Source organism: Acinetobacter sp. HY1485, assembly GCF_027568475.1.
Classification (GTDB): Bacteria; Pseudomonadota; Gammaproteobacteria; order Pseudomonadales; family Moraxellaceae; genus Acinetobacter.
This window is the reverse complement of the sequence record NZ_JANKZG010000006.1, coordinates 112,876-139,542: the sequence shown is the minus strand read 5'-3', so window position 1 is coordinate 139,542 and position 26,667 is coordinate 112,876. Positions and strand designations below refer to the sequence as shown.

The window sequence follows — 26,667 nt, the reverse complement described above, 5'->3', positions numbered from 1 at the left end:
TCTTATTGGTTTGGCTGTGCAAGCACTGTACGGCTACCTGTAATTGTAGCAAATACACGACGGTTCATCGCACGACCTTCTTTTGTGCTGTTATCAGCAATCGGTTGATCCCATGCAAAACCTTGTGTGCTTAAACGAGCTGCATCAATGTTGTACTGACCTACCAACGCAGATTTAACAGAGTTTGCACGTGCAAGTGATAAACGTTCGTTTAACTTACGTGGACCTGTGTTATCTGTGTGACCATCAATACGCGCTGTTGCATTTGGATACTCATTCAGTTTCTCTGCAACTTTTGCAATCTCTGGACGGTATTGCGCTTTGATATCTGACTTGTTCGTGTCAAAGAACACACGAAGTTCCATGTTCAAGTCTTCTGTCAATTCTTGTGGCTGTGGCGCAGGCTCAACCACTACTGGCGCTGGTGCAGGTGTTACTGGCTGTACATCAACTACTGGTGCAGCTGGCTTCAAGTGACCGCCAATTACAACGTTTAAACCAGCAAGTGCTGTATAGTTCCAGAATTGCTCATCAAAGTTATATGTTGCACGTGCTTCTGTACGTAGTGATAAAGCATCGTTCAAACGCCAAAATGCACCAATACCTGTGTTTGCAAGTGTACCTTCTTCTTTGTTACCACGATTGCGTGTACCATCTGTATTTACACGCTCAACGCCATCAAATGTATATTTGTAGTGACCTGCACCACCTAAAATATACGGCTTGATTTTGCTGTCATAGTTCTTCGTGATTAAATCAGAAGTAACGTAAAAGTTACCATTGATTTGTTGTTGTTTGTATTCTGCACCTTGCTCTACACGGTTTAAACCGTTTGAACTTGGCTTAGCATCTACATCGCCTTTAACCTGCATGTATTCTGCTTCAAAACCTAACCATGGCGTAAGTTCAACACCAATTGACGCACCTACTGCTAGTGCATCTTGTGCTTCACCTTGACCTAATTTAGATGATAATAATTGTGATTGACCATTATTATGTTTTGAGTCTTGGAATGTATAACCAAGTAATAATGGTGTTACTGTTACGCCTGCATTTGCAACAAATGGAGCCGCTGCAAGTACTGTAGCTAAAGCAAGACGATTTAATTTCATGGATATCCTCCAGAGATAACAATTATTTTTAAGCTCAGCCTAAAATTTTTGTTCGATTTACTGAGATCCTTTTTATGTATCTCAGCTTTATTAAACTAATGAATAGATATAATACAAGGTCTGTTTAAAAAATTAAACTTTTTCTCACAATATCATAAACCAATTATCAGCTTTATTTAAGCTAAGTATTATTATTTTATTGTTAAACATAAAAAAATAGCATCCCTTGGGATGCTATCTTTTTTTAATCTATCTTATTGGTTTGGCTGTGCAAGCACTGTACGGCTACCTGTAATTGTAGCAAATACACGACGGTTCATCGCACGACCTTCTTTTGTGCTGTTATCAGCAATCGGTTGATCCCATGCAAAACCTTGTGTGCTTAAACGAGCTGCATCAATGTTGTACTGACCTACCAACGCAGATTTAACAGAGTTTGCACGTGCAAGTGATAAACGTTCGTTTAACTTACGTGGACCTGTGTTATCTGTGTGACCATCAATACGCGCTGTTGCATTTGGATACTCATTCAGTTTCTCTGCAACTTTTGCAATCTCTGGACGGTATTGCGCTTTGATATCTGACTTGTTCGTGTCAAAGAACACACGAAGTTCCATGTTCAAGTCTTCTGTCAATTCTTGTGGCTGTGGCGCAGGCTCAACCACTACTGGCGCTGGTGCAGGTGTTACTGGCTGTACATCAACTACTGGTGCAGCTGGCTTCAAGTGACCGCCAATTACAACGTTTAAACCAGCAAGTGCTGTATAGTTCCAGAATTGCTCATCAAAGTTATATGTTGCACGTGCTTCTGTACGTAGTGATAAAGCATCGTTCAAACGCCAAAATGCACCAATACCTGTGTTTGCAAGTGTACCTTCTTCTTTGTTACCACGATTGCGTGTACCATCTGTATTTACACGCTCAACGCCATCAAATGTATATTTGTAGTGACCTGCACCACCTAAAATATACGGCTTGATTTTGCTGTCATAGTTCTTCGTGATTAAATCAGAAGTAACGTAAAAGTTACCATTGATTTGTTGTTGTTTGTATTCTGCACCTTGCTCTACACGGTTTAAACCGTTTGAACTTGGCTTAGCATCTACATCGCCTTTAACCTGCATGTATTCTGCTTCAAAACCTAACCATGGCGTAAGTTCAACACCAATTGACGCACCTACTGCTAGTGCATCTTGTGCTTCACCTTGACCTAATTTAGATGATAATAATTGTGATTGACCATTATTATGTTTTGAGTCTTGGAATGTATAACCAAGTAATAATGGTGTTACTGTTACGCCTGCATTTGCAACAAATGGAGCCGCTGCAAGTACTGTAGCTAAAGCAAGACGATTTAATTTCATGGATACTCTCCAAACTGCAACATTAATTATTAGACTTACAAAAATGTAAGGATATGAGTTGTTAACCCTATTATTGAAAAATTTACTTACATATTCCGTTGTATTTTTGTATTTATAACATTATGTTTCAAATATCATATATTTATTTTTATAATATAATTTCATGGATTTATTTCGTGGTTTTACTTTATTTGAGTGTATAGTTGTCATTTTTATTCTTAGTATAATTAGTTTTTACGCAGTGCCAAGCTTTCAAAACTACCAAGCATTGCAAGAAAGTAAATTTATCTTAGAACAATTTCAAAATCATTTAAATTTCTGTAAGAATCATGCTCGTTTATATAAAACTAAAATTATGATCTGCCCAAGTAGCGATCAAAGAACATGTAACACAAACAATTGGAATGAAGGATATTTAGTTTATTCAGACTCAAACTACAATAATCAATTAGATACAAATGAACTCATTCTTCACAATGTTCATTTAAATTTAAAATATGGAACATTAAAATGGGTTGGACTTCACAAAAAAATAGCTTTTCAAAATGATACTGGATTACCACGTGGTTCAAATGGCAGTATCGAATATTGTAGTAATACAACCCACCACAAGAGACTCGTTCTTAGTATGATGGGTCATACTCGTATTGAAAAATTTAAAAAATGCGCTTAGTGGTCACTTTAGGTAACTGTTCTAGCTGATTCAAAAGTTTATCTGCAATGGCAGAATAATGCTCAGAAATCGTATTTTGTTGTAAGGCTGTGGGATTACCACTGTCAACATCTGATCTAATTGTTGCATTTAATGGTAGATGCCCTAACAGTGGAATCTTGTATTGTTGAGAAATTTCGTCTCCACCACCTTGTCCGAAAATTTGCTCCTCAAAACCACAATTTGAACAAATATGAGTCGACATATTTTCAATAACACCTAATACAGGAATCGATACTTTCTTAAATAGTTCAATCCCTTTCACAGCATCTAACAATGCAATATTTTGAGGTGTAGTCACAATTACAGCACCCGACACAGGAATGCGTTGAGCAAGCGTGAGTTGAATATCACCTGTACCTGGTGGCATATCAATAAGTAGAACATCTAAATCTGGCCATAATGTTTGATTAAACAGTTGCATTAGAGCACCCGTTGCTTTTGGACCACGCCATGCTACTGGTGTATTGTTATCTCCTGTTAAATGCCCAATAGACAGTACAGGCATACCATGTGCTTCTAATGGTACAAATTGCTCTGCTTCAATCAGTGGTGTTTGTCCTGCATTACCTAGCATCGTTGGAATACTTGGGCCATATATATCGGCATCTAAAATACCAACACGTTGTCCTAACTTTTTAAGAGCAAGTGCAAGATTCACTGTCGTTGTTGATTTACCTACACCACCTTTACCTGACGATACTAAAATAATATGCTGAATACGTGGATGAGGTTTCAGGTCTTTTTGTTGAGGAACTGCATTGGTCACTTGTGGCTGTTTTTTTTGTTGAACCACATGTAAATTTAATTCATGTATGCCATGCGGTTGTAACTGTTGCACAAGTTCGTCATGTACTTTTTGCAAGTTTTCTTCTTTGTACGCTTTAATCGTGAGTTGTAAAACGTTCCCTTGTAATTGTATAGCGGTGATTCTTTCTTTTAGCGCTACACCTGAAATTTGATAATTTTGTAGTACCTGCTGTATATCGTTTTCGTTTATCTCTGGTGCAGGCGAAAAAACAGATTTAATCGAAGATAACCACGACATACTTTACTCCAAGAATTTTTGCCTTAGTTTAACAGCAAAAAAAAAGCCCCGCTGATGAAAAGCGAGGCAATTTAGATTATTTCTTTAAGTTGTCGAGTTTGTCATGTACTGCTTTTTTGAACTCATCAAACTTTTCTGAAGCTTCTTCTTTAAGATCATGCATTTTCTCTTTAGCTTCGTCTACTTTTTCCTCAAAACATGACTTTGTTTCATCGTGTTTTGCTTCTGTATCACGTTTAAGGTCAGAAACTGCTTTCTCACCTTTTAATTTTGCTTCTTCAGCTTCGTGTTTCAAATCACTTACAGCTTTTTCACCATCTAATTGAGCTTGTTTCGCTTTATGTTTTACATCATCGCCAAATTCTGCTGCTTTTTGTTTCATATCATCTAAGTTTGACATGTGTTTTTTCCTTATATAAATCAAAACTTAATTATTAATACTCTGCTAAAATATTGTTATATTCAATAGCAGATATAAATACGCTACGTTTTAATAACAAACAGTATACATTAAGGTAGATTTATCATTTTTTAGCACGCTTGTCTTCACTGAAATTGCACATGCAAGAAACCATAAACTCAGGTAAAATCACCCACTTGTGAATACGACTAAGAGAATGATTTCCGTGCGTAAAATACTTGTTACAAATGCTCTTCCTTATGCAAATGGCCCAATTCATATGGGACACCTACTTGGCTATATCCAAGCCGATATTTGGGTGCGTGCCATGCGCGCAATGGGACATGACGTAACATATGTATGTGCAGATGATGCACACGGCACCGCAATCATGCTACGTGCTCAAGCCAATGGAATTACACCTGAAGAACAAATTGCGAATGTTCAAAAAGAACATGAACGTGACTTTGCAGGCTTTGGGATCAGTTTTGATCATTACGATTCAACACATAGCAAAACAAACCAACGTTTAGCACAAGAAATTTATATTAAAAACCGAGAAGCCGGACACATAGCTGTACGCCCTGTAAGTCAATTATTTGACCCCGAAAAACAAATGTTTTTATCTGACCGCTTTATTAAGGGAACCTGCCCAAAATGTGAAGCAGAAGATCAATACGGTGACTCATGTGAAGTGTGTGGTACAACCTACAATGCCATAGAACTGATTAACCCACGTTCTACACTCAGTGGTGCAACACCTATTGAGAAATCATCAGATCACTATTTCTTTAAATTACCTGATTTTGGGAAATATTTACAAACATGGACACGTGATGAAGGACGTTTACCTGTTTCGATTGCTAACAAATTAGATGAATGGTTTGAAGCAGGACTAAATGATTGGGATATCTCACGCGATGCACCCTATTTTGGCTTTGAAATCCCTGATGCACCCAATAAATATTTTTATGTTTGGGTAGATGCGCCAATTGGTTATATGGCAAGTTTTGAAAACTACATTAAAACCAAACGCCCAGACTTAAACTTTGATGACTATTGGAAAAAAGACAGCCAAAACGAAGTCTATCACTTTATTGGTAAAGATATTGTGTACTTCCATGCCCTCTTTTGGCCAGCAATGCTTGAAGGTGCAAATTACCGTACGCCAAGTGGTTTATTTGTAAATGGCTTCTTGACGGTAAATGGTCAAAAGATGTCAAAATCTCGTGGCACATTTATCAAGGCAGAAACATATCTTGAGCATTTAAACCCTGAATATCTACGCTACTACTTTGCATCTAAACTGTCTGATAAAGTAGAAGATTCAGATTTAAATCTTGATGATTTTACGCAAAAAGTAAACTCAGACCTTGTGGGTAAAGTGGTTAACATCGCAAGCCGTTGTGCCAAATTTATTAACAAAGACTTCAATAACACATTGTCTGCAACATGTGCAGAGCCTGAGTTAGTTCAAAGTTTTATTGATGCAGGTCACTCAATTGCTCGTGCTTATGAAGCTCGCGAATTTAGTACCGCCATTCGTGAAATTATGGCGCTTGCCGATAAAGCTAACCAATATATTGATGAGAAAAAACCGTGGGCATTGGCAAAAGTTGAAGGAAACGAACAACAAGTACATGAGGTTTGCTCTGTTGGCATTAACTTATTCCGTCAATTAGCCATATACCTTGCACCTGTATTACCCGAACTTGCAACTCAAGTGCAATCTTTCTTAAAGCTTGAGCAATTTGACTTTGCATCTCGTACGCAACTTCTAACTCAATACGAAATTGAAGCATTTAAGCCTCTAATGCAACGTGTAGATAAAGCCAAAGTTGAAGCAATGGTCGATGCCTCTAAAGACTCTTTAGTTACAGAAGCACCAAAACCAGTTAAAAAAGTGAAAGAGAAAAAACCTGTGCAAGCAGCAGAGATCATCAATATAGATGATTTTGTTAAAATTGATTTACGTGTTGCGAAAGTTTTAAGTGCAAGTACGGTAGAAGGCTCAGATAAACTTTTACAACTAACACTAGATGCAGGCGAAGCTGAACCACGCAATGTATTTAGTGGTATCCGTGGTAGTTATGCCCCTGAAGATTTACAAAATAAATTGGTGGTATTGGTCGCAAACCTTGCACCACGTAAAATGCGTTTTGGTATTTCTAATGGTATGGTGCTTTGTTCAGGCAATGGGCTCATTGTATCCCCTGCAGGTGATGCAAAACCTGGCGATAAAGTTTCTTAAATCTTAAACCTGCCCCGAAAGGGGCTCTTATTCTTATGACTGCACCTATTAATTTTCAAGCAATTCAAACCATTTATGCTTTAGAACACAAAAAAGATTTCTTTTATTTACGCGTTTCACCCTTTTTCTTAACCCAGTTCAATTTCGACTTCTGTATTCAAAGTCTCCTCGATATTCAAACTGGCTTACTCCATAGCCATACATATTGGGATGAAGATGAATTACGCTGTCTCGCATTCTATATTGTAGAAATATTTGCACGTATAAAAGCATACAATATTATCTGGGAAGGAGATTTTGGAGATTATCATGCAGTTTTTTCAGATCAAGAGCAGGTTATTCTGAATCTTGCTATTTTTGAAGACTTAGAACAGAGTGTTGTTGATTTAATTTTTAATCTTTCACAAGAGTTCAATATAGATTTAATAAAAGAAACCGACCTCACAACGCCTTTACGCTTTAAAGCAACAAAAAGCACAAAACACTTAGAAAAAGTAACTAATTTAACCACCAAGCAAAAACAACAACTTTATACAAAAAAACCTGCATGGCTAGTCTCTCAACAAAGAGATTCTTTACACGATTATTTTGAAAAAATTCCTACACTGCTTGAACGTGGCTATAAAGCCAAGGCACATATAGTCCAAGCCAATCAATTACTGTTTAATCCTGATTCAATAGAAAGTTGTCCTGCTGAGGTCGTTTTTGACTTACAAAATCGTCTGACTTATACCGATCTTAAGAGCATTATTAACTATTTATTTGACTTACGTTCTCGTGCACCTGAAACACTAAATAGCGATGAAAGAAGATATGCAAGTCATTTAAACCATGAAAAAGATCGTTGTTTTTTCTATCAACTTCCTTATGAATTATTAGGCTATCCTTTACGCAGTTCTACTATTTTCATTGATCGAAGCTATTTACCAACTCGTTCATTAATTACAGGCGAAATCGAAATTCTACTCAATCCCGAAAAAATACGCTATGTCATGTTATATCCCTCTATATTATGGGAAGCAGAAAAAATTAATGAATGGAAAGCACTAGCACAGGCAGAAAATGAATCACCTCTACCTAAATTTAAACTTAAGCACTCTATACTACAGGTATTTGCCAATATCAAAGCAGTTTGTGTAGAACACCCAATTTGGACGTTTTTCGTCCTGATGTTCGTCATCAAAATAATGGCTGCAATTGCAAAAACAATTGAGTAACTTTTATTTGAAATTTCAATAAGCAAATCATAATCTCTGTATTTGCTTTATTTTCCAATCTTTACGGTAATAATTTATAGCCAAATACACCACTTCACTTTATTAATCTAAACACAAGTTAGTTAGGTTTTGCTATGCTATGCAAACGCATTAAGCCCACCTCATTTTTGCTCTGTATAAAACTTGTTTTTAAAAAATCAAATAATAAAAAGTCAATCTTGATCTTAATAAAAAGTCAATCTTGATCTTCAATTTTTTTTACCGTATCTTGTGCCTAAATCAAATCTAAACCACTAAGTCTTGTGTTTATCCCTCATCTATCGTGTTTTTTAATACGGTGCAAACGGTCCATAAACATAACAATGGAGCTAAGCTGACATGAGCGTAATCTCATCAACCCCAGGTCAACTGCAAGTGATTAAACGCACGGGCGATGTTGTCTCTTTTGATGCAGAAAAAATTTCTGTTGCAATCGGTAAAGCCTTTTTAGCAGTAGAAGGTCAACAGAGTGCTGATTCAAGCCGTATCCACGACCGTATTACCGAACTTACCGAAATGGTAACCAACACATTTAACCGTCGTCTCCCATCTGGCGGTACAATTCACATCGAAGAAATTCAAGACCAAGTTGAATTGGCACTGATGCGTACAGGCGAACAAAAAGTTGCTCGCTCATATGTTATTTACCGTGATCAACGCTCAACAGCTCGTCAGCAACGTAACGAAAATCATCATCCAACACTACAAGTAACGGATCAAAATGATCAGCTTCAACCTTTAGACTTATCTGCTTTAACCGCAGAAGTAGCAAAAGCTGCCGAAGACTTAGAAGGCATTAGCGTTCAAGCCATTGTTGATGAAACTGTAAAGAATTTATATAACGGCGTAAAACAAAGCGATATCGCAACCACCATGATGATGGCAACGCGTACTCGTATCGAACAAGAGCCAAACTATAGCTATGTAACTGCACGTTTGTTACGTAACGAGCTTGTAAAAACAGGTTTAGAATTTTTAGGTTTAGACGCAGAAACTTCAGAAGCAGATGCACTTGAAGCATTCTTGAAAAAAGGTGCAGAACTTGACCTTCTTTCTCCAGAACTTCTTAAATTTGACCTTAAGAAACTCTCTGATGCGATTAAACCTGAACGTTCAAATCAGTTTACCTACTTAGGTCTACAAACATTATTTGACCGTTATTTTATTCATTCAAACGGCGTACGCTTTGAACTTCCACAATTGTTCTTTATGCGTGTTTCAATGGGCTTAACGCTCAACGAAGAAAACCGTGAAGAACGTGCAATTGAGTTTTATGACTTACTGTCTAGCTTTGATTACATGGCGTCTACACCTACCCTGTTTAACTCAGGTACGTTACGTCCACAACTTTCAAGCTGTTATTTAACTACTGTACCAGATGACTTATACAACATTTATGGTGCAATGCGTGACAATGCCATGCTTTCTAAATGGGCAGGCGGTTTAGGTAACGATTGGACACCTGTACGTGCTTTAAACTCATATATCAAAGGCACAAATGGTAAATCTCAAGGTGTTGTACCGTTCTTAAAAGTAGCAAACGATACAGCAGTTGCGGTGAACCAAGGTGGTAAGCGTAAAGGTGCAGTATGCGCATACTTAGAAACATGGCACTTAGATATCGAAGAGTTTTTAGAACTTCGTAAAAACACAGGTGATGACCGTCGTCGTACACACGATATGAATACAGCAAACTGGGTACCTGACTTGTTCATGCAGCGTGTGATTGAAGACAAAGAATGGACACTCTTTACGCCATCAGAAACACCTGACCTACACGATATGACAGGTGATACATTTGCTGAGCGTTATGCACACTATGAAAGCATTGCCAAAGAGCAAAACATGCTTCACAAAAAAGTACGTGCAAAAGACTTATGGCGTAAAATGTTGTCGATGTTGTTCGAAACAGGACACCCATGGATTACCTTTAAAGACGTATGTAACTTACGCTCACCACAACAACACGTAGGCGTTGTACATTCATCAAACTTATGTACAGAAATTACGCTGAATACAAGTGCTGATGAAATTGCTGTATGTAACTTAGGTTCAATTAACCTAGTACGTCATATTCAAAATGGTAAGCTAGACCGTGAAAAGTTACAACGTACCATTAAAACAGCAGTACGCATGCTAGACAACGTGATTGACATCAACTATTACGCTGTCCCACAAGCAAAAAATTCAAACATGAAACACCGCCCTGTGGGCATGGGTATCATGGGCTTCCAAGATGCACTATACGAAATGGGTATGGCATACGGTTCTAAAGAAGCTGTAGAATTTGCTGATGAATCTATGGAAGTGATTAGCTACCATGCAATCCAAACGTCTAGTGAGTTAGCTGTTGAACGTGGTGTTTACTCAACGTTTAAGGGTTCGCTGTGGGATCAAGGTGTTTTACCAATCGATTCATTAGAACTTGTTGCAAAATCACGCCCTGAAAAAATGTTTGAAGTTGACCGCACACAACGTCTTGATTGGGATACATTACGTACCAAAGTGCAAAAAGATGGTATGCGTAACTCAAACGTGATGGCGATTGCTCCAACAGCAACCATTTCTAATATTTGTGGTGTATCTCAATCGATTGAGCCAACATTCCAAAACTTATATGTAAAATCTAACCTTTCTGGCGAGTTTACAATCATCAACCCGTACCTTGTTCGTGCATTAAAAGAACGTGGTTTATGGGATGTGGTGATGGTAAATGACCTTAAACATTACGAAGGTTCTGTACAGAAGATTGCGCGTATTCCTGAAGATTTAAAAGCAATGTTTGCAACAGCGTTTGAAGTAGAGCCACGCTGGATTGTAGATGCTGCATCACGTCGTCAAAAATGGATTGACCAAGCACAATCACTTAACTTGTACATCTCTGGTGCAAACGGTAAAAAGTTAGATATTACGTACAAAATGGCATGGTTACGTGGTTTAAAAACAACGTATTACCTCCGTGCATTAGGTGCAACATCAGCAGAAAAATCAACAATCAATACGGGTGCATTAAACGCAGTAAAACCAAATGCACCACAAAAAGTTGAAGAAGAATTTGCACAAGCAGCACCTGTGCCACAAGCATGCTCAATCGACAATCCTGATTGCGAAGCGTGCCAATAAATTTAGTTTAAGAGGTCGTCTTGTGCGACCTCTTTGTCATATAGGCAAAGACGATGTTTGATCATTTATCTGCAAATTATGAATTAGGTTTAATCTTATACGTCTTTACCTATATTTTTCTTTGTATCCCTATTGCTTATATCTTTTTCCACTTACGCAAAGAAAAACGTAAACAAGACAAACGTCTTGACGAAAAAAGATAACACAACGAAGAGAGCATCAATATGTCAATCCTCAGTTGGGACGATTTTGAAGATGATTCGAAAACACAGACTAAATCAACCGAGTCTAAAAGCGTCGAACCGCAAAAAGCGCCTGAGCAGAAAGTGGTATCTCATTCGCAGCCATCGTCGTCGGATATGGCTGATTCTGAATCCGCTCGAACCCATCAAACAACCACAAACCATTCAACCGATTCGTTGGTTCGAGCATCTGAAGCACTAAAAAATTTAGATGTTGCACCAGGTCTAGAAGAACTTGAAATGGGTGCAGGTCGTGTAGAAGTTGATGATAAAGCAATGATCAACTGCCGTGCAGACTTGAACCAACTTGTCCCATTTAAATACGAATGGGCATGGCAAAAATACCTAGATGGTTGTGCAAACCACTGGATGCCGCAAGAAGTAAATATGAACCACGATATTGCATTGTGGAAGTCTGAAAATGGCTTAACTGATGACGAACGTACGATTATCAAACGTTCTCTAGGTTTCTTTTCAACAGCAGATTCGTTGGTTGCAAACAACCTTGTACTTGCCATTTACCGTTTGATTACAAACCCTGAATGCCGTCAGTACATTTTACGTCAAGCATTTGAAGAAGCCATTCATACACATGCTTACCAATACTGTATTGAATCATTGGGAATGGACGAAGGCGAGATCTTCAACATGTACCGTGAAATTCCATCAGTTGCAAAAAAAGCAGCATGGGGTCTTAAATATACAGAATCGTTAAGTAATCCAACGTTTCAAACAGGTACTATCGAAGCAGATCGTCAGCTTCTTCGTAACCTAATTGCGTTTTATTGTGTACTTGAAGGTATTTTCTTCTACTGTGGCTTTACCCAAATTTTAAGTATGGGTCGTCGTAATAAAATGAATGGTGTTGCCGAGCAATTCCAATACATTTTGCGTGATGAATCTATGCATGTGAACTTTGGTATCGATATGATTAACCAAATCAAAATCGAAAATCCACAGTTATGGACAGCAGAATTCCAAGAAGAAGTGACTCAAATGATTCTTGAGGGTACCTTGCTTGAAATCGAATACGCTCGTGACACAATGCCACGTGGTGTATTGGGCATGAATGCTGCGATGATGGAGGAATATTTAAAATTCATCTGTAACCGTCGTTTGGCACAGCTTGGCTTACCAGAACAGTATCCAGGCGTAAACAATCCATTCCAGTGGATGTCTGAAATGATGGACTTACGTAAAGAGAAAAATTTCTTTGAAACGCGTGTAACGGATTACCAAACTGGTGGTGCGTTAAGCTGGTAATAACCAATAAGAACCGCTAACTAAAGCGGTTCTTATAAACCAAACTGTTTTTTATTTTACACCACCTACTTGTACATTTAAGCGATACAAAGATGTCCCTCCCGCCACATACATAATCTTTTTACCATTTTTATCAGTGGCAAAGACCATATTAGCTACTGTGGTTGGAAACTGTAAGTTGCCTAACGGTTTACCCTTTTGATCGAACACATGAATATATTGACCGCCTGTTACCCAAATATTGCCTTTTTCATCAACCGCAATACCATCGGGTACACCTGTGTCAATCTGTGCAAGCATTTTTCCGTTAGTTGTTTGCTTGTTCTTGTCGATGTCATAAACAAACAGATGACGATGTAGACCAGTATCTTTTTGATCATGCGCAATTTGAGAATCAGTTAGGTATAATTTTTTACCATTAGGACTAAATGCAATTCCATTTGGTGTTTTTACTTCAGGTGTATTTAAACGCACAATTTCATTGGTTTTAGGCGAAAATCGATAGCTAAACTCACCACCCACTACGGCATTACCACCATAACCCTCATCTGCTTTTTTAATGCCAAATGTCGGGTCAGTGAACCAAATGTCACCATCATGATCTACAATCACATCGTTTGGACTATTGAGTTTTTTATCGCCATATAAATCAACCAATACACGCCAAGAACCATCTGTCTCTAAACGCTCAATTGCACGCTTACCATGAGAAGCAGCAATAATACGTCCTTCTTGATCAATCGCATGTCCATTTTGAAACTGAGCAGGCGCAAACCAAGTTTTTACACCTTCTTTTTCATTCCACTGTAAAACACGGTTATTTACAATATCACTCCAAACCACTGTACCATCTTTAAGTACAATAGGTCCTTCACTCCATTTGGCCTGATCAGTTAAACGTTCAATTTTGGCATCTTGCGCAACAGGAAACTGTGCCTGTGCATAAAAACTGACAGTACAAAGTACAGCTAAAAATGTTTTTTTAAACATAATACAACCTCACTTATTATAGTAAGTGAGGATTATATCAAGCTTTTCCTGTTTGATAGTGAGCGTCTGTTACAGCCAAAGATTTTTGATAAGGTACTTTAAAGTCTTGCAAGCCTTTTGCTGTATCTTCGATATCTTTACCTTCTTTTACTGTAAAACTATCAAAACCTGAACGTTTTAAGTAGTTCAATACATCTTTAAAAATATCACCTACCGCACGTAACTCGCCTTCAAATCCATAGCGACGTAATAGTGTAGCCGTAGAGTAACCTCGCCCATCGTTAAATCCTGCAAAATCAATAAAAAAGGCATCTACGTCTAATGGAAGTTGGTCTAAAGCGACATCGGGTGTTACAAAAATTGCTTTTTTTCCTGTTATTTCAGGTAGCAAATCTAGTTGCTCAAACGTGAGTAATACATCGCCTTGTGGTAGTTGCTCTGTTACAGTTTGATAAGTATCTTCGATAATCGTGCCATCTTTTAAAATTACATTAAGCATATGCACGCTCCTTAAATGGCTTAATCCCAACACGGCGATAGGTCTGCAAAAATTGCTCATCTTGCTCACGCAAATCTAAGTAGGTATTGAGTATTTCTTCAATCACATCAGGTACTGCATCTGCGGCAAATGATGGTCCTAAGATATCGCCAATAGAAGCATCATGGTCAGAATTACCACCTAACGTAATTTGATAAAATTCAGCACCTTTTTTATCAACACCTAAAATACCAATATTGCCAACATGGTGATGACCACACGCATTCATACAACCTGAAATATTCAGATCGAGTTTACCTAAATTATAGATAGTGTCTAGATCGTCAAAACGACGTGTAATTGCTTCAGAAATAGGAAGCGATTTGGCATTGGCAAGAGAGCAATAGTCTCCACCCGGACAACAGATAATATCGGTTAAAAAGCCAATATGAGCACGTGCTAAATTCTGTGCTTCTAATTTTTGCCATAATTCAAATAACTTACGCTGTTGCACATCTACAAGCGAAATATTTTGCTCATGTGTTGTACGTAATTCACCAAATGTATATTCATCTGCCAAATCAGCAATAAACTGCATTTCTTGTGTTGTCATATCACCAGGTGCAACCCCTGCACGTTTGAGGTTAATATTAACAATACGATAACCTGCAACTTTATGAGCATGGGTATTAATGTTGAACCATTGTTTAAACTTTGGATATTGCACAAATAGCTCATCAAATGTTTCATCTTGCAATGTGTCATATACAAATGGTTTGAACACTTGATCCATCTTCGCAAGTAATTCAGGTTCTACTTTTAGAGCATCACAGGTAAAAGCAAATTCATCTTCTACTTTTTGCGCAAACACCTCAGGTGTCATCGCTTTTACTAAAATTTTGATACGTGCTTTATATTTATTATCACGGCGTCCGTGCAGATTATATACACGTAGTACCGCATCTAAATAAGCAATTAATTCGTCGCGCGGTAAAAACTCGCGAATAACACTACCAATAACAGGCGTACGACCTAAGCCCCCACCTACTTTAATTTTATAACCCAACTCACCTGTTTGATTTTTAACAATGTACACGCCAATATCATGAAATGACGTTGCAGCACGGTCTGTTTCTTCTACAGCAGAAACTGCTATTTTAAATTTACGCGGTAAAAAAGCAAATTCAGGATGGAATGTACTCCATTGACGAATCAGCTCACACGTTGGGCGTGGGTCTGCAATTTCGCCTGCAATAACACCTGCATACTGATCGGTTGTGGTATTACGAATACAGTTACCGCTCGTCTGAATGGCATGCATTTGTACAGTTGCAAGCTCTGCTAAAATATCAGGTACATTTTCAAGTGCTGGCCAGTTAAGCTGAATATTTTGGCGTGTCGAAACATGTGCATAGCCACGGTCATATTGCTGTGAAATATCCGCAATTTTACGCAACTGTTTACTGTTCATTAAGCCATAGGGTACTGCAATACGAAGCATTGGTGCATAACGCTGTACATACAGTCCATTTTGTAAACGTAACGGACGATATTCATCTTCCGTCAGCTCACCTTTTAAATAGCGATTAGTTTGATCACGAAACTGTGCAACTCGTTCATCCACCAGTTGCTGATCGAATTCAGTATATGAATACATGGCGTTCAGCTAGTAAGTTTTATTAGCACTAAGCATAAATAACTCATGTGTATCAATAAAATGCTTTTTTCATATATTTAATAACGGTTTTTCTTATAAGGCAAAAAAAAGCCCAGTCTAAACTGGGCTTCTTTCAATTATTTTTGATCAGGTAAAGCATAAGCAACTACAGAATCGCCCATCTTCGTACCAAATGAACCATGACCACCTGCCATGATTACAATGTACTGTTTACCATCAATTTCATACGTCATTGGTGTCGCTTGACCACCAGCAGGTAAACGCGCTTCCCAAAGTTGTTCACCGTTTGTTACGTTAAACGCACGGATATAGTTATCTTGAGTTGCAGCTAAGAACATTACATTTCCTGCTGTTGAAACTGCACCACCTAAACCAGGAACACCAATTTTTAACGGTGGTAACTGGAATAATTTAGGTAAGCTATCGCGGATTGTACCTACACGTTTTTTCCAAACCACTTCATGTGTATTTAAATCAACGCTAGAAATATAACCCCAACCAGGTTGTTTACACGGTAAACCAAGTGGTGATAAAAATGCAGAGATGTTAACTGCATATGGAACACCATAGTTTGGTTGTAAACCATGCTCTGTACCTGCACCACGTGCTTTAATTTCACGATTTGGATCTTGTGGTACTAATTTACTTACAAAAGGAAGTGCTAGTGTATTCATCGTTGCAACTTGACGGTCTGCATTGATTGAAATACCACCCCATTCTATTACACCCAAATTACCTGGGAACACTAACGTACCATTTTCAGATGGTGGTGTATAAGTTCCTTCGTAATTCAATGTTTTAAAGTATGCACGGCAATAAAGCTGATCAAACATAGTGGCACCCCACATATCTTTATCAGTCAATTTTTCTTTTGGTGCAAGGTTTAAATCAGAGAATGGTTGTGTTTTAGAGTACCACTCACCTTTTGTTTGTGGACCATGTTTAACCGATTGTGGAACTTCACGCTCAGTAACAGGTACAATTTCTTTACCTGTATAACGGTTAAGAACAAAAATATTACCTGTTTTTGTTGGTACATAAACAGCAGGAACCGTCTCACCTGATTTAGTTTTAACATCAGCAAGTGATGGTTGAGCAGGTACATCCATATCCCAAAGATCGTGATGCGTTGTTTGGAAGCTCCAAACCAACTTACCTGTAGAGCCATTTAAAGCCAATACAGAGTTTGCATAACGCTCTTTTAGCTTGCTACGATCACCACCCCATTGGTCTGGCGTACCCACACCTGTTGGAATATAAACAATATCTGCTTTAGCATCATAAGATAATGGTGCCCATGCATTTGGTGAGTTATGTGCAAATGTTTGACCTGGCGCAGGAATCGCATTTGGATCTTCAGCACCTGTATCAAATACCCATAACAATTTACCTGTGTTCACATCATAACCACGAATTACACCAGATGGCTCTTGAGTAGAGTAATTATCTGTTGTAGAACCCGCAATAATAATGGTTGTACCTGTAATCACTGGTGGAGATGTTGGGTTATACCCCCCTGGATATGGATTCGGCATATCTTTTTGCAAATCAACTTCACCGTTGATACCAAAATCAGTACAACGCTGTCCATTATCTGCATTTACAGCCACTAAACGACCATCATTTACAGGTACAATCACTTTACGTGGACACTGTTCAGACGTCGATTTTTGCTCTTTTAAACTTGTTGCAAATTCAGTTTTATTGTTTGCATCAAAATAAGATACACCACGGCATGTTAAATGCTGGAAAGTTGTATCTGCTTTGAGCTTAGGATCAAAGCGCCATTTTTCTTTGCCTGTTTTAGGGTCTAAAGCAACCAATTGCTGATGCATCGTACACATGTAAATATTGTTACCAATTTTAATTGGTGTTACTTGGTTCGTTGCTTCAGCTGCATCATGTGCAGTTTTTAGATCACCTGTATGGAATGTCCACGCTTCTTTCAACTGACCCACGTTTTTATCATTGATTTGGGTCAATGGAGAATAACGTGTACCTTCTTGCGTACGTCCATAAGCAGGCCAATCGCTGTCTGCCACGCCATCAATTGCTTTTGCTTGAGCAGGTTGTGCCGTTTTTACTTCCCCATTAATTTCTTGTGGGTCATTAAAAATTGAATAAACCAATACAATAACTGCAAAAGCCAGTGTTGCACCCAATGTCATACGACTTGGTGTTGTTGGATGTTTAACGTTATTAGTTACTGCTGGAATTAACATCCAAATACCAATAACACCTAATACATCTAAACGAGGCACAAGTGCCCAAAAATCTGTACCAACTTCCCATAGGCCCCAAATTGTGGTACCTAGCATGAGAACTGCATAAACTAAATAAGATACGATTGAGCGGCGAAATAATAAAATTCCTGATGCAAGAAGCATTAAACCTGCTACTACGTAATAGAAAGAGCCACCTTGCAACGCAAGAAAAATGCCTCCTCCCAGTAAAATAAGACCACATACCGCTAAAACAAAAGCAGTAAAGTTTCTCATTCCTGAACTTTTTGAGGGCTGATCCATAATCACCTCTAAATATTCGGGTTAGCCCTAAAACAGGATCACATCCTTGAACTAAACCCACTCAAATAAAAAACGTTAAGCCCACTCAAAATGGAGTAGGCATTTGCAAACGTCATTAAAGAAATACCCTTAAACAGCCGAATTTAAGGGCACAATGAAAGTATGCTTAGAAGGCAGTAATAAACTTAACTCCACCCACCCAAGCATTATTACCATCTTTTTCTGCACCAATATGACGAACATATTGCACATTAGGACGGACTGTCAGCCAATTCGTTGCTTGTAAGCCGTAATAAATTTCAGCATCATATTCACTACCAAAACCATCACGACCTTTATGAATACGACCAAGTCCCACAGCAATTTCATCTTGCGGACGTGCATCAGCAATCCCTTTATAACTCAATGCAACATTCTGCATGTCAGAGACATTGTTTGTTGCTTGATCAAAGAAAACTGCATTAATAGAGCCTGTTAAACCTCTTGATGCATCGTCTTGATGTGCAGTTAACTGCTGTTTAATTGATATCCAACCACCATGGCGATGCCCTGTTTGACTAGGATCATCAAGTTTTGGAATATCTGCTGTACTATAAAAATACCCTATACGATACTGACCGGGCAAATTTTGTGCTGTGAACTTAGGTAACCATACAATTTCTGTTGGCACGATTGCCCCATGAGAGCCATCTGTACTTAAATTAAAACCTTTACCGCGTTCTAAATTTTCAGGATTATATTCAAAACCGCCTGTTTGAACAAATAATTCAGGTGTAAGATTATATTTCACACGCATTGCCCATTGGCTAACTGGCCAGTTATACCATTGGTCACCAGACCAATTTCCCATTTGAGAGCCACATAGCGCTAAATTTTGGAAATCACAAGCAAAGCTATTAAACTCCTCTGCTACACCATAGCGACCCACTTTTATGTCTAATTTTTCATCTAAAAATTTCTTTTTAATCCAAAAATCGGTAAGTCGCCAAGTTTGCCCTCGTCCCCACACTTCTTGTGCAGAGCTGAGTTGGCCATTTAATGCATCAGACTCATTTGTTACGTTACGTCCATGACGTTCTGTAACCGTGATTTGTGCTTCTGTATCTGCCCAACCTAGAATTTTCTCTAAATCAAAGTTAGCACCAAATGTAAGTTGTCCTGCATATTCTGTATCATGTCCTGAGGTATCCTTAGAATGCAAAACATTGCCAAGTTCACCTGTATAGGCCATAGTAAAGTCGTAGCCTTTTTCTTTAAGTGCAGTACGCTCACCATTCCAATCGCCCAACATGTATGGACTATTTGGATCAAATGCTTGTGCGGCATGCGTTTGAGACAATCCAATTGTCGCAGCAACGCATAATAAACGAAAGACAAACGGATTCTTTCCCATCTTTCTTAACCTTTGTTTGTTGTTTTGTTTAAGTTGTTAGAATACTATTATTTTTGTAAAAAAAATCGAAGATTTTGTTAACAACTTACTGACCAATCATATTTTGCTTACTCAATATACATTGAGGTAAATAATCTAAAATATATATAGATATAACAATAACTTAATGCTTAGTAGAAAATTGAATTTTAGCAAATTTGAAATAATTTGTTACAAAAATATGAATACACTTTGTTATATAATAAATTTCTTTAATAGATATTTCATTTTACTACTGTACTATTCCCAAGCACTTAATCTAATTTGAGTCTTTACAGTACCCCTTTATTACTTAGATAATTTTAACATCATTAATTAGGTCAATTATTTGTGAATATTAAAGCTGTAGAAGGTCTCAACGTTAGCCGAGATACCATTAGCATCTATTTTGTCAATGCAGCCCTTGCAGGCGTCAAGAAACTCGGTATGGATGTTGATACTCTTTTATCACACGTTGGTATTGAAGCAGAATTACTCAATCAGCCCAAAGCACGTATTTCGCCAGAGCAATATACGCGTTTTGTCAAAATGTTGTGGATGGTAACGCAAGACGAACATGCTGGTTTTTCGAGTCAACCACGGCGTTTGGGTTCTTTTGCCATTATGTGCCAGTTTATTATTCATGCTAAAACATTAGGTGAAGCGTTAGAACGCTCAGTTCAATTTTATCGCTTGTTTGGGGATGATTGGTTTGTGCATGTAGAACGTGATAAACATGAAGCACGCTTTATCCCTCATATTCCACTCAAAGATGATCCTAATCATTTTATGACCGAAAGTATGCTCATGATTTGGCATGGATTAGCATCTTGGTTAATTGATCGTCGTATTCCTTTAGAACGTGTAAACTTTGAATACCCACGTCCAGAACAAGCCGATGAATACGATGCCCTATTTTTTGCACCTGTCATGCAATTTGATGCAAATCGTACAGAAGTTATTTTTGCAGTCGATTATTTAGACCTGCCTATTCGTCAAACAGAAGCGACTTTAGAAGAGTTCTTGAAAAGCGCGCCTGCTCAGCTTCTTGTTAACTTTAAAAATACTAACTCTTTAACTTCTCGTATTCGTGATGTATTAAAAAGTCATATTGGCGAAGAAATGCCAACGCTTAACGATGTAGCATCTATGCTTTATTTATCACCACAAACATTACGTCGTCGTTTAGCCTCAGAAGGTAAAAGCTATCAAGGGGTTAAAGATGCACTACGTCGCGATGCTGCTATTCACTTATTATTACAACCACGCTTAACCCTTGAAGATGTGGCACAACAAGTGGGCTTTAGCGAAACCAGTACGTTTCATCGTGCATTTAAAAAATGGACGGGTGTTACCCCGGGACTATATCGCCAACTACACGGCAGTCTATAAAAACAGCCCCTTAAAAGGGGCTTTTTTTTAACAACGGCAACCTAGTTTTTCATTGTCTACAGTTTCATCTAACAACAAACGCTCTAAACTATGTGTTTTAATTCCATACAATGCTTTAAGCTCTTTAATCTGTTGCATAATCTTGGCATCAGGTACGGTCACATTTTTACGTTTAATTGCCAAAATCATTTTATTTTTACTGGTATGCTCAAGTGCCACAAACTCAAAAACTTTTGTTTCATAACCATAAGCATTTAATAACATTGCACGAATCGTATCAGTAATCATCTCTGCTTGTTGCCCTTGATGAATACCATAGCTCAACATTGGTGCTAAAACTTCAGGACTTTTAAGCTGTGGTCGCAACTCTTTATGACAACATGGCGCACACATAATCATAGATGCATCTAAACGGATCCCACAATGAATTGCAAAATCTGTTGCAATATCGCATGCATGTAATGCCACCATCACGTCTAAGGCTTGTGGCTGATAAGTACGAACATCGCCCTTAAAAAATTCAAGCGAATTGAAGTCATTTTTTTGAGCAATATTTTGGCAAAATTCAACTAAATTTTCTCGAAGCTCAACCCCTGTAATATAAGGTTTTAACTGCTGTTGTTGTAAATAGTCATACATTGCAAAGGTTAAATAACCTTTACCAGAACCAAAATCGACCACATGTAACTGTTCAGATTTTTGAGGAATCTGAGTTACAGCACTGGCAAAAATTTCGATAAATTTATTAATTTGTTTCCATTTTCTTGCCATTGTGGGTATCAGTTGTGCTTTTTGGTCTGTAATACCTAAATCCTGTAAAAATGGTTGTTGTTGATCAACATAACGCTGTTTTTCACGATTATGTGTTTGCTCGACTTGCATTGTTTTAACTTTTTGCGTGGTCAATGTTGTGCGCTTCTTATTACGTTTTAATTGTACTTCTTCACTACTTAGCCATAAATTTATTTGTTTACAGTCTTCTAATCGGCTTTGCATTTCACTTAAAGCATCATCAATAGCATAATTTTTTGTAATATCCTGAGTTTTATAACGATATACAAAACTTATTTTTAGTTGATCTTGTAACATTATAGGTCTGCAAGTAATTTTCTCTAATTCTGCCTCTTCTCCTTGATACTGACTAAAAATAATACGCTGAAATGTTTGGCTTGTAAGGGATTGAGTCAAAATGGCTAAAAATTCGTGATAATGCGACATGCGAGCAACCTAAATAAATTTACAAATCCATTTTAAATCTTCTTACTTTAAAAGCAAAATTGAATTAATATACAAGTGTATTTTTAATTAAAGATCTTTTATGACTGACTACCATGACAATGAAGAACGCTTAAATGTCCTCACGCACGGTGTAGGTTTTATAGTTGCTTTATTTTCAAGTATCATTTTAATTTTAAAAGGAATTTATCTACCTACAGGCCAATGGCTTAGCTTATGGGTATATTGCTTTGGACTACTGTTTGTTTTAGGTGGATCAACACTTTATCATTTTGCAAAAACAACTGCCAAAAGACGGCTTTATAAAAAATTAGACCATACTGCCATTTATTACTTAATTGCAGGCACATATACCCCTTTTTTATGGATTTCTATTCCAACAGCTCAAGCACATTATTTACTTATTGCCCTTTGGGTCATTACTGCTATTGGTACCGTTTTTAAATTAGGTTTTGCACATCGTTTTCAGAAAATTTCTCTTATTGCTTATTTAATAATGGGCTGGTTTGCTATTCTCATTTTTGATGATATGAAACACTATTTGCCAGAAATATCTTTCAAGTACGTGGTATGGGGTGGTATTGCTTATAGCGTAGGCGCTATCTTTTACGCACTGAAGAAAATTCCCTACACCCATGTAATTTGGCATGTTTTTGTTTTATTGGGTGCAGGGTTACACTTTATGGCAATTTACAGAATTCTTTAAAATCCTGTCAGCAATACACGCGCAACTTCATTCATTAACACTTCTGCAATATATAGCGCTAAGAATGCCAAAATAGGTGATAAATCAATCATCCCCATATTTGGAAAAATACGGCGAAACGGTGCAAGTAATGGTTCTGCAAGTTCTTGAACCACTTCAATATAGGGCGAACGAGATTGCGTTAACATAATAATCCAGCTCACAATAATTGAACCAAAAATTAAATAACGGCAAATTGTGATTAGTGACTGAATCATGGTTATAAATGTGTATAACAACAAATACACTGCGCTACTTGGCGGTATTCCGTTTAAATACATATCACCAAAGTTTTTAAGCAAGCACAACACCACAAGCAAAATCAGTGCTGCTAAATTCACTCGCCCCTTGCCAAGTGTTGGAAAAATTCTTCCAAAGATATCCACAATTTTTGTGGACTTCATTGTGGATAACACAACAGGGTTGTATGGATTAACCATCGCAAGTTGCATTAAAAATCTAAAGAATACCAATAAGATAGCCACATTAATGACAATATCAAAAACAGGCGTGACGGTATTTTCAACCATATAGATTCCTTAAATCGTTTTATCGCTAAATTCTTGTGCAAGTTCTTGGCTACGTTTCTTTGCAGCCGCCAATGCTACCTGAATATTTTGTGAAATATGCATGCGGTCAAACACTTCTAACGCTGCTTGTGTTGTACCATTAGGTGAGGTTACATTTTTACGAAGTTCAGCAGGAGACAAATCACTATTGATTGCCATTTGAGCAGCACCTAATGCGGTTTGTAAGGTTAATTGCTTTGCCGTTTCTTCATCTAAACCTAAATTTTTCCCTGCACGGATCATACTGTCCATCATATAGAAAAAATAAGCAGGACCTGAGCCTGAAACAGCAGTCACCGCATCAATTTGGTCTTCTGCATTCACCCAAATACCCATACCTGTCGCTTCAATAATTTGTGTTGCTAATTCACGATCTGCCTGATTAACAGCATCTGTAGCATACAATCCATGCGCACCTGCCTGTACTAAGGCAGGTGTATTTGGCATTACACGTACAATACGGGCGGTTTGTGCAAGCTTCGCAATCGTTTCTACTTTTGCTCCTGCAATCACAGAAATCAGAAGCTTGTTATCCAGCTTACCTTGTAGTGATGCAAGTGCAATCGGTAAGATTTGTGGCTTAACAGATAAAATGACCACGTCTGCTTGCTCTACTGCCTCTGCATTATCAGCAAATGTTTGAAGTCCTTGCTCAGCCAAGCGTTGACGTGTTTTTTCTGAAGGTGCTGCTGCAATGATATTTTCAGGTGCCACACCTTGTGCAATTAGCCCACCAATCAGGGCTTGTGCCATATTACCTGCACCAATAAAACAAACTTTACACGCTAAACTCATACACTGACTCCATCTAATTTGGGTAACCACCCGTTGGGTACACAATAATCTGATTGTGCTAACCAAAAACCTTGCGGTGTAATTATGCCTAGAATAACATCTTCTTTCTTTAAAATTTGAATCTGATCACGCTGCCAAGGAAAAATTTGAGCTTCTTGAATAGCTTTTTTCAGTGGCCACGTTCCTACTCTGCCATGTAGATGCACACGTTCGCCACCTATGCGAGGATATAACATCAAACTTTCCTTAAGAAGATCTTTGTTTAACCCATATTTTTGATTTAACACAATATTTTGGCAATCAAATATCTCAATTTCATACTGTTTTGGTTTTTTTTGTTGCTCAGTTAAACGGTAAATTTTGCCTTGATAACGCACATACCAAAAGGGTTTCACAAAAAATTGAGCTTGTGCATCTGTTCGTGCATACATCACTTCATTTTGTAACCGATCAACTGTATCTAAACTTGGACGATACTCTGTTTTCAACCACCAAGAGAGTAATTGCCGACGGCGTGCAGGTGTTAGGTCATTTAAAGCTTGAATATCAAGTGAATTTTCATTACCACAACACTTAAAATCTTGCTGTAATACTTCATACAAAATTTCATCTGCATCTTGCATTAATAAAGCTGTACGTGTAATTGCTGTTTGCATTTTTGGAAAACGTGGTTTTATGACATTCCAAAGCGTATGCCTTGCCCATGCCCGATCATAATGCTCATCAAAATTAGTTTGATCCGTCACATAAGGAATAGAATCTTGTTTAATCCATTGCTCTATTTTTTCACGAGGTACATCTAATAACGGACGCCAAATTTTTATATTTTCTTTAACTGCAATTTTTTGCATAGCTTTTAAGCCATTCACGCCTGCACCAGAGAATAAGCGCAATAAAAATGTTTCTGCTTGATCTTGTTGATGATGTGCTAAAACTAAAATTTCCTCAGAGCAAATAGTCTGTTGAAATGCGTTAAAACGTGCATGACGCGCTTGAGCCTCTAAATTGCCTTTTGCAACTTGCACTTTTTTTATTAAGTAAGGAATATTGTGCCATTCACAAAAATTCTGAACAAAGGTTGCCCATACCTCGTTATCAGGCTGTAATTGATGATTGACATACATTGCCCGTACCCGTTGCGGAAATAGGCAATGCAATAAGCACAGTAGTAGCATGGAATCCATACCACCACTGCATGCAACTAAAAACGTATTTTTTGAAAAAAACTGTTTTTCGTCACTTAAGATACTAGACCGACATTGTCGCTGCCAAACTTCATTAAACGTTGGTAACGTGCTTCGCATCTTTCATTAGCATCCATTTGTTGTAGCTCTGCAAGGTTCTGCTTGAGTACTTCACGTAAGCGATCCATCACAGTTTCAGGGTCTAAGTGTGCACCTTCACCTTCATCTACAATATGTTCAACAATTCCTATTTTATGGAGTTTTTCAGCCGTTAAAGCCAACGCTTCACTTGCTTGCTCTGCTTTTTCAGCCGTTTTCCATAAAATAGACGCACAGCCTTCAGGTGAAATAACAGAATAAATACTATGTGAAAGCATAATCACACGGTCTGCCACGCCAATTCCAAGCGCACCACCAGAACCACCTTCGCCAAGCACTGTTGCAATTACAGGTACTTTTAAGCTAGAAAGCTGTGCAAGACTTGTTGCAATTGCTTCTGCTTGTCCACGTTCTTCTGCACCTACACCTGGATATGCACCCATCGTATCAATAAAGGTAAATACAGGTAGGTTAAAACGCTCTGCTAAATCAAGTAAACGCTGTGATTTACGATAACCTTCAGGATTACACATCCCAAAGTTATGATGTAAACGTTCGCGCGTTGAACGACCACGGTGTTGACCTACAACCATTACAGGTTGTCCTTCAAAACGTGCCAAACCACCAATCATTGCACCATCATCACCAAAGAGACGGTCGCCATGTAGGGTATCAAAATCGTCAAAAAGCTCATTTGCATAGTCTAAAAACTGTGGACGGTCAGAATGACGTGCAATTTGCACAGTTTTCCACGCTTTAGATTGAGCAGATTTATTTTTCATAGGTCTAATATT

Annotated in this window: 21 protein-coding genes; 7 read left to right on the top strand and 14 right to left on the bottom strand. The window is 38.0% G+C overall.

What is annotated here, in order from left to right; genetic code table 11:
- Positions 1-2: 2 nt before the first annotated feature.
- A complete protein-coding gene (gene omp38, locus PCI70_RS08805; protein WP_269914964.1) occupies positions 3-1,112 on the bottom strand; it encodes an outer membrane protein Omp38 in 1,110 nt (369 codons plus the stop codon).
- 254 nt (positions 1,113-1,366) lie between these two features.
- Positions 1,367-2,476 (bottom strand): outer membrane protein Omp38, encoded by a 1,110-nt coding sequence (gene omp38 / locus PCI70_RS08800; protein WP_269914964.1) that lies wholly within the window; start codon positions 2,474-2,476, stop codon positions 1,367-1,369.
- A 163-nt stretch (positions 2,477-2,639) separates the two neighbouring features.
- On the opposite strand from omp38 (PCI70_RS08800), the gene PCI70_RS08795 reads away from it, so the two are divergent.
- A complete protein-coding gene (locus tag PCI70_RS08795) occupies positions 2,640-3,149 on the top strand; it encodes a pilus assembly FimT family protein (RefSeq protein ID WP_269914963.1) in 510 nt (169 codons plus the stop codon).
- On the opposite strand, the gene apbC is transcribed toward PCI70_RS08795, so the two are convergent.
- Positions 3,133-4,236, bottom strand: coding sequence for an iron-sulfur cluster carrier protein ApbC (apbC, locus tag PCI70_RS08790; protein WP_269914962.1), 1,104 nt, complete (start codon positions 4,234-4,236; stop codon positions 3,133-3,135). The genes PCI70_RS08795 and apbC overlap by 17 nt on opposite strands.
- Before the next feature lie 76 nt (positions 4,237-4,312).
- Positions 4,313-4,636 (bottom strand): hypothetical protein, encoded by a 324-nt coding sequence (locus PCI70_RS08785; RefSeq protein ID WP_269914961.1) that lies wholly within the window; start codon positions 4,634-4,636, stop codon positions 4,313-4,315.
- 226 nt (positions 4,637-4,862) lie between these two features.
- Between PCI70_RS08785 and metG the strand changes: the two genes are divergently transcribed.
- The 4 genes from metG to PCI70_RS08765 all read left to right on the top strand — a co-directional run bounded on the left by metG (position 4,863) and on the right by PCI70_RS08765 (position 12,771).
- Entirely contained in the window at positions 4,863-6,887 is a 2,025-nt protein-coding gene (gene metG / locus PCI70_RS08780) for a methionine--tRNA ligase (protein ID WP_269914960.1), read from the top strand.
- Between the two features lie 35 nt (positions 6,888-6,922).
- The gene (locus PCI70_RS08775) at positions 6,923-8,104 is read left to right on the top strand and encodes a hypothetical protein (protein ID WP_269914959.1); all 1,182 of its coding nucleotides are present in this window, start codon (positions 6,923-6,925) and stop codon (positions 8,102-8,104) included.
- Positions 8,105-8,482: 378 nt separating this feature from the next.
- On the top strand, positions 8,483-11,266 hold the full coding sequence (locus PCI70_RS08770) for a ribonucleoside-diphosphate reductase subunit alpha (RefSeq protein ID WP_269914958.1): 2,784 nt from the start codon (positions 8,483-8,485) through the stop codon (positions 11,264-11,266).
- Between the two features lie 224 nt (positions 11,267-11,490).
- Positions 11,491-12,771, top strand: a complete 1,281-nt coding sequence (locus tag PCI70_RS08765) for a ribonucleotide-diphosphate reductase subunit beta (protein ID WP_269914957.1) — start codon at positions 11,491-11,493, stop codon at positions 12,769-12,771.
- Between the two features lie 51 nt (positions 12,772-12,822).
- Here PCI70_RS08765 and PCI70_RS08760 read toward each other — a convergent pair whose 3' ends face one another.
- The 5 genes from PCI70_RS08760 to PCI70_RS08740 form a co-directional block, all read right to left on the bottom strand.
- Complete coding sequence (locus tag PCI70_RS08760) at positions 12,823-13,761, bottom strand: SMP-30/gluconolactonase/LRE family protein (RefSeq protein ID WP_269914956.1); 939 nt, start codon at positions 13,759-13,761, stop codon at positions 12,823-12,825.
- A 37-nt stretch (positions 13,762-13,798) separates the two neighbouring features.
- Positions 13,799-14,260 (bottom strand): DUF934 domain-containing protein, encoded by a 462-nt coding sequence (locus PCI70_RS08755; RefSeq protein WP_269914955.1) that lies wholly within the window; start codon positions 14,258-14,260, stop codon positions 13,799-13,801.
- Positions 14,253-15,896, bottom strand: a complete 1,644-nt coding sequence (locus tag PCI70_RS08750) for a nitrite/sulfite reductase (protein WP_269914954.1) — start codon at positions 15,894-15,896, stop codon at positions 14,253-14,255. Before PCI70_RS08750 ends, PCI70_RS08755 begins: the two co-directional genes overlap by 8 nt.
- A gap of 137 nt (positions 15,897-16,033) precedes the next feature.
- On the bottom strand, positions 16,034-18,442 hold the full coding sequence (locus tag PCI70_RS08745; protein WP_269914953.1) for a glucose/quinate/shikimate family membrane-bound PQQ-dependent dehydrogenase: 2,409 nt from the start codon (positions 18,440-18,442) through the stop codon (positions 16,034-16,036).
- 166 nt (positions 18,443-18,608) lie between these two features.
- Complete coding sequence (locus PCI70_RS08740; RefSeq protein WP_269914952.1) at positions 18,609-19,835, bottom strand: carbohydrate porin; 1,227 nt, start codon at positions 19,833-19,835, stop codon at positions 18,609-18,611.
- Positions 19,836-20,204: 369 nt separating this feature from the next.
- Between PCI70_RS08740 and PCI70_RS08735 the strand changes: the two genes are divergently transcribed.
- Complete coding sequence (locus PCI70_RS08735; RefSeq protein ID WP_269914951.1) at positions 20,205-21,245, top strand: AraC family transcriptional regulator; 1,041 nt, start codon at positions 20,205-20,207, stop codon at positions 21,243-21,245.
- 27 nt (positions 21,246-21,272) lie between these two features.
- Here the strand turns inward: PCI70_RS08735 and PCI70_RS08730 are convergent, their stop codons facing one another.
- Positions 21,273-22,463 carry a class I SAM-dependent methyltransferase gene (locus tag PCI70_RS08730; RefSeq protein WP_269914950.1) on the bottom strand — a complete coding sequence of 397 codons (1,191 nt, stop codon included), beginning with the start codon at positions 22,461-22,463 and terminating at the stop codon, positions 21,273-21,275.
- A 100-nt stretch (positions 22,464-22,563) separates the two neighbouring features.
- On the opposite strand from PCI70_RS08730, the gene trhA reads away from it, so the two are divergent.
- Entirely contained in the window at positions 22,564-23,187 is a 624-nt protein-coding gene (gene trhA / locus PCI70_RS08725) for a PAQR family membrane homeostasis protein TrhA (RefSeq protein WP_269914949.1), read from the top strand.
- Here trhA and PCI70_RS08720 read toward each other — a convergent pair.
- The 4 genes from PCI70_RS08720 to PCI70_RS08705 are packed head-to-tail and all read right to left on the bottom strand — an operon-like array spanning position 23,184 to position 26,655.
- Positions 23,184-23,756, bottom strand: a complete 573-nt coding sequence (locus PCI70_RS08720; RefSeq protein ID WP_269914948.1) for a YggT family protein — start codon at positions 23,754-23,756, stop codon at positions 23,184-23,186. The genes trhA and PCI70_RS08720 overlap by 4 nt on opposite strands.
- A gap of 9 nt (positions 23,757-23,765) precedes the next feature.
- Positions 23,766-24,590, bottom strand: coding sequence for a pyrroline-5-carboxylate reductase (gene proC / locus PCI70_RS08715; protein WP_269914947.1), 825 nt, complete (start codon positions 24,588-24,590; stop codon positions 23,766-23,768).
- The gene (tilS, locus tag PCI70_RS08710) at positions 24,587-25,894 is read right to left on the bottom strand and encodes a tRNA lysidine(34) synthetase TilS (protein WP_269914946.1); all 1,308 of its coding nucleotides are present in this window, start codon (positions 25,892-25,894) and stop codon (positions 24,587-24,589) included. The genes proC and tilS overlap by 4 nt, the downstream gene beginning before the upstream one ends.
- Positions 25,831-26,655, bottom strand: coding sequence for an acetyl-CoA carboxylase carboxyltransferase subunit alpha (locus PCI70_RS08705; protein WP_269914945.1), 825 nt, complete (start codon positions 26,653-26,655; stop codon positions 25,831-25,833). The genes tilS and PCI70_RS08705 overlap by 64 nt, the downstream gene beginning before the upstream one ends.
- Between the last annotated feature and the right edge of the window lie 12 nt (positions 26,656-26,667).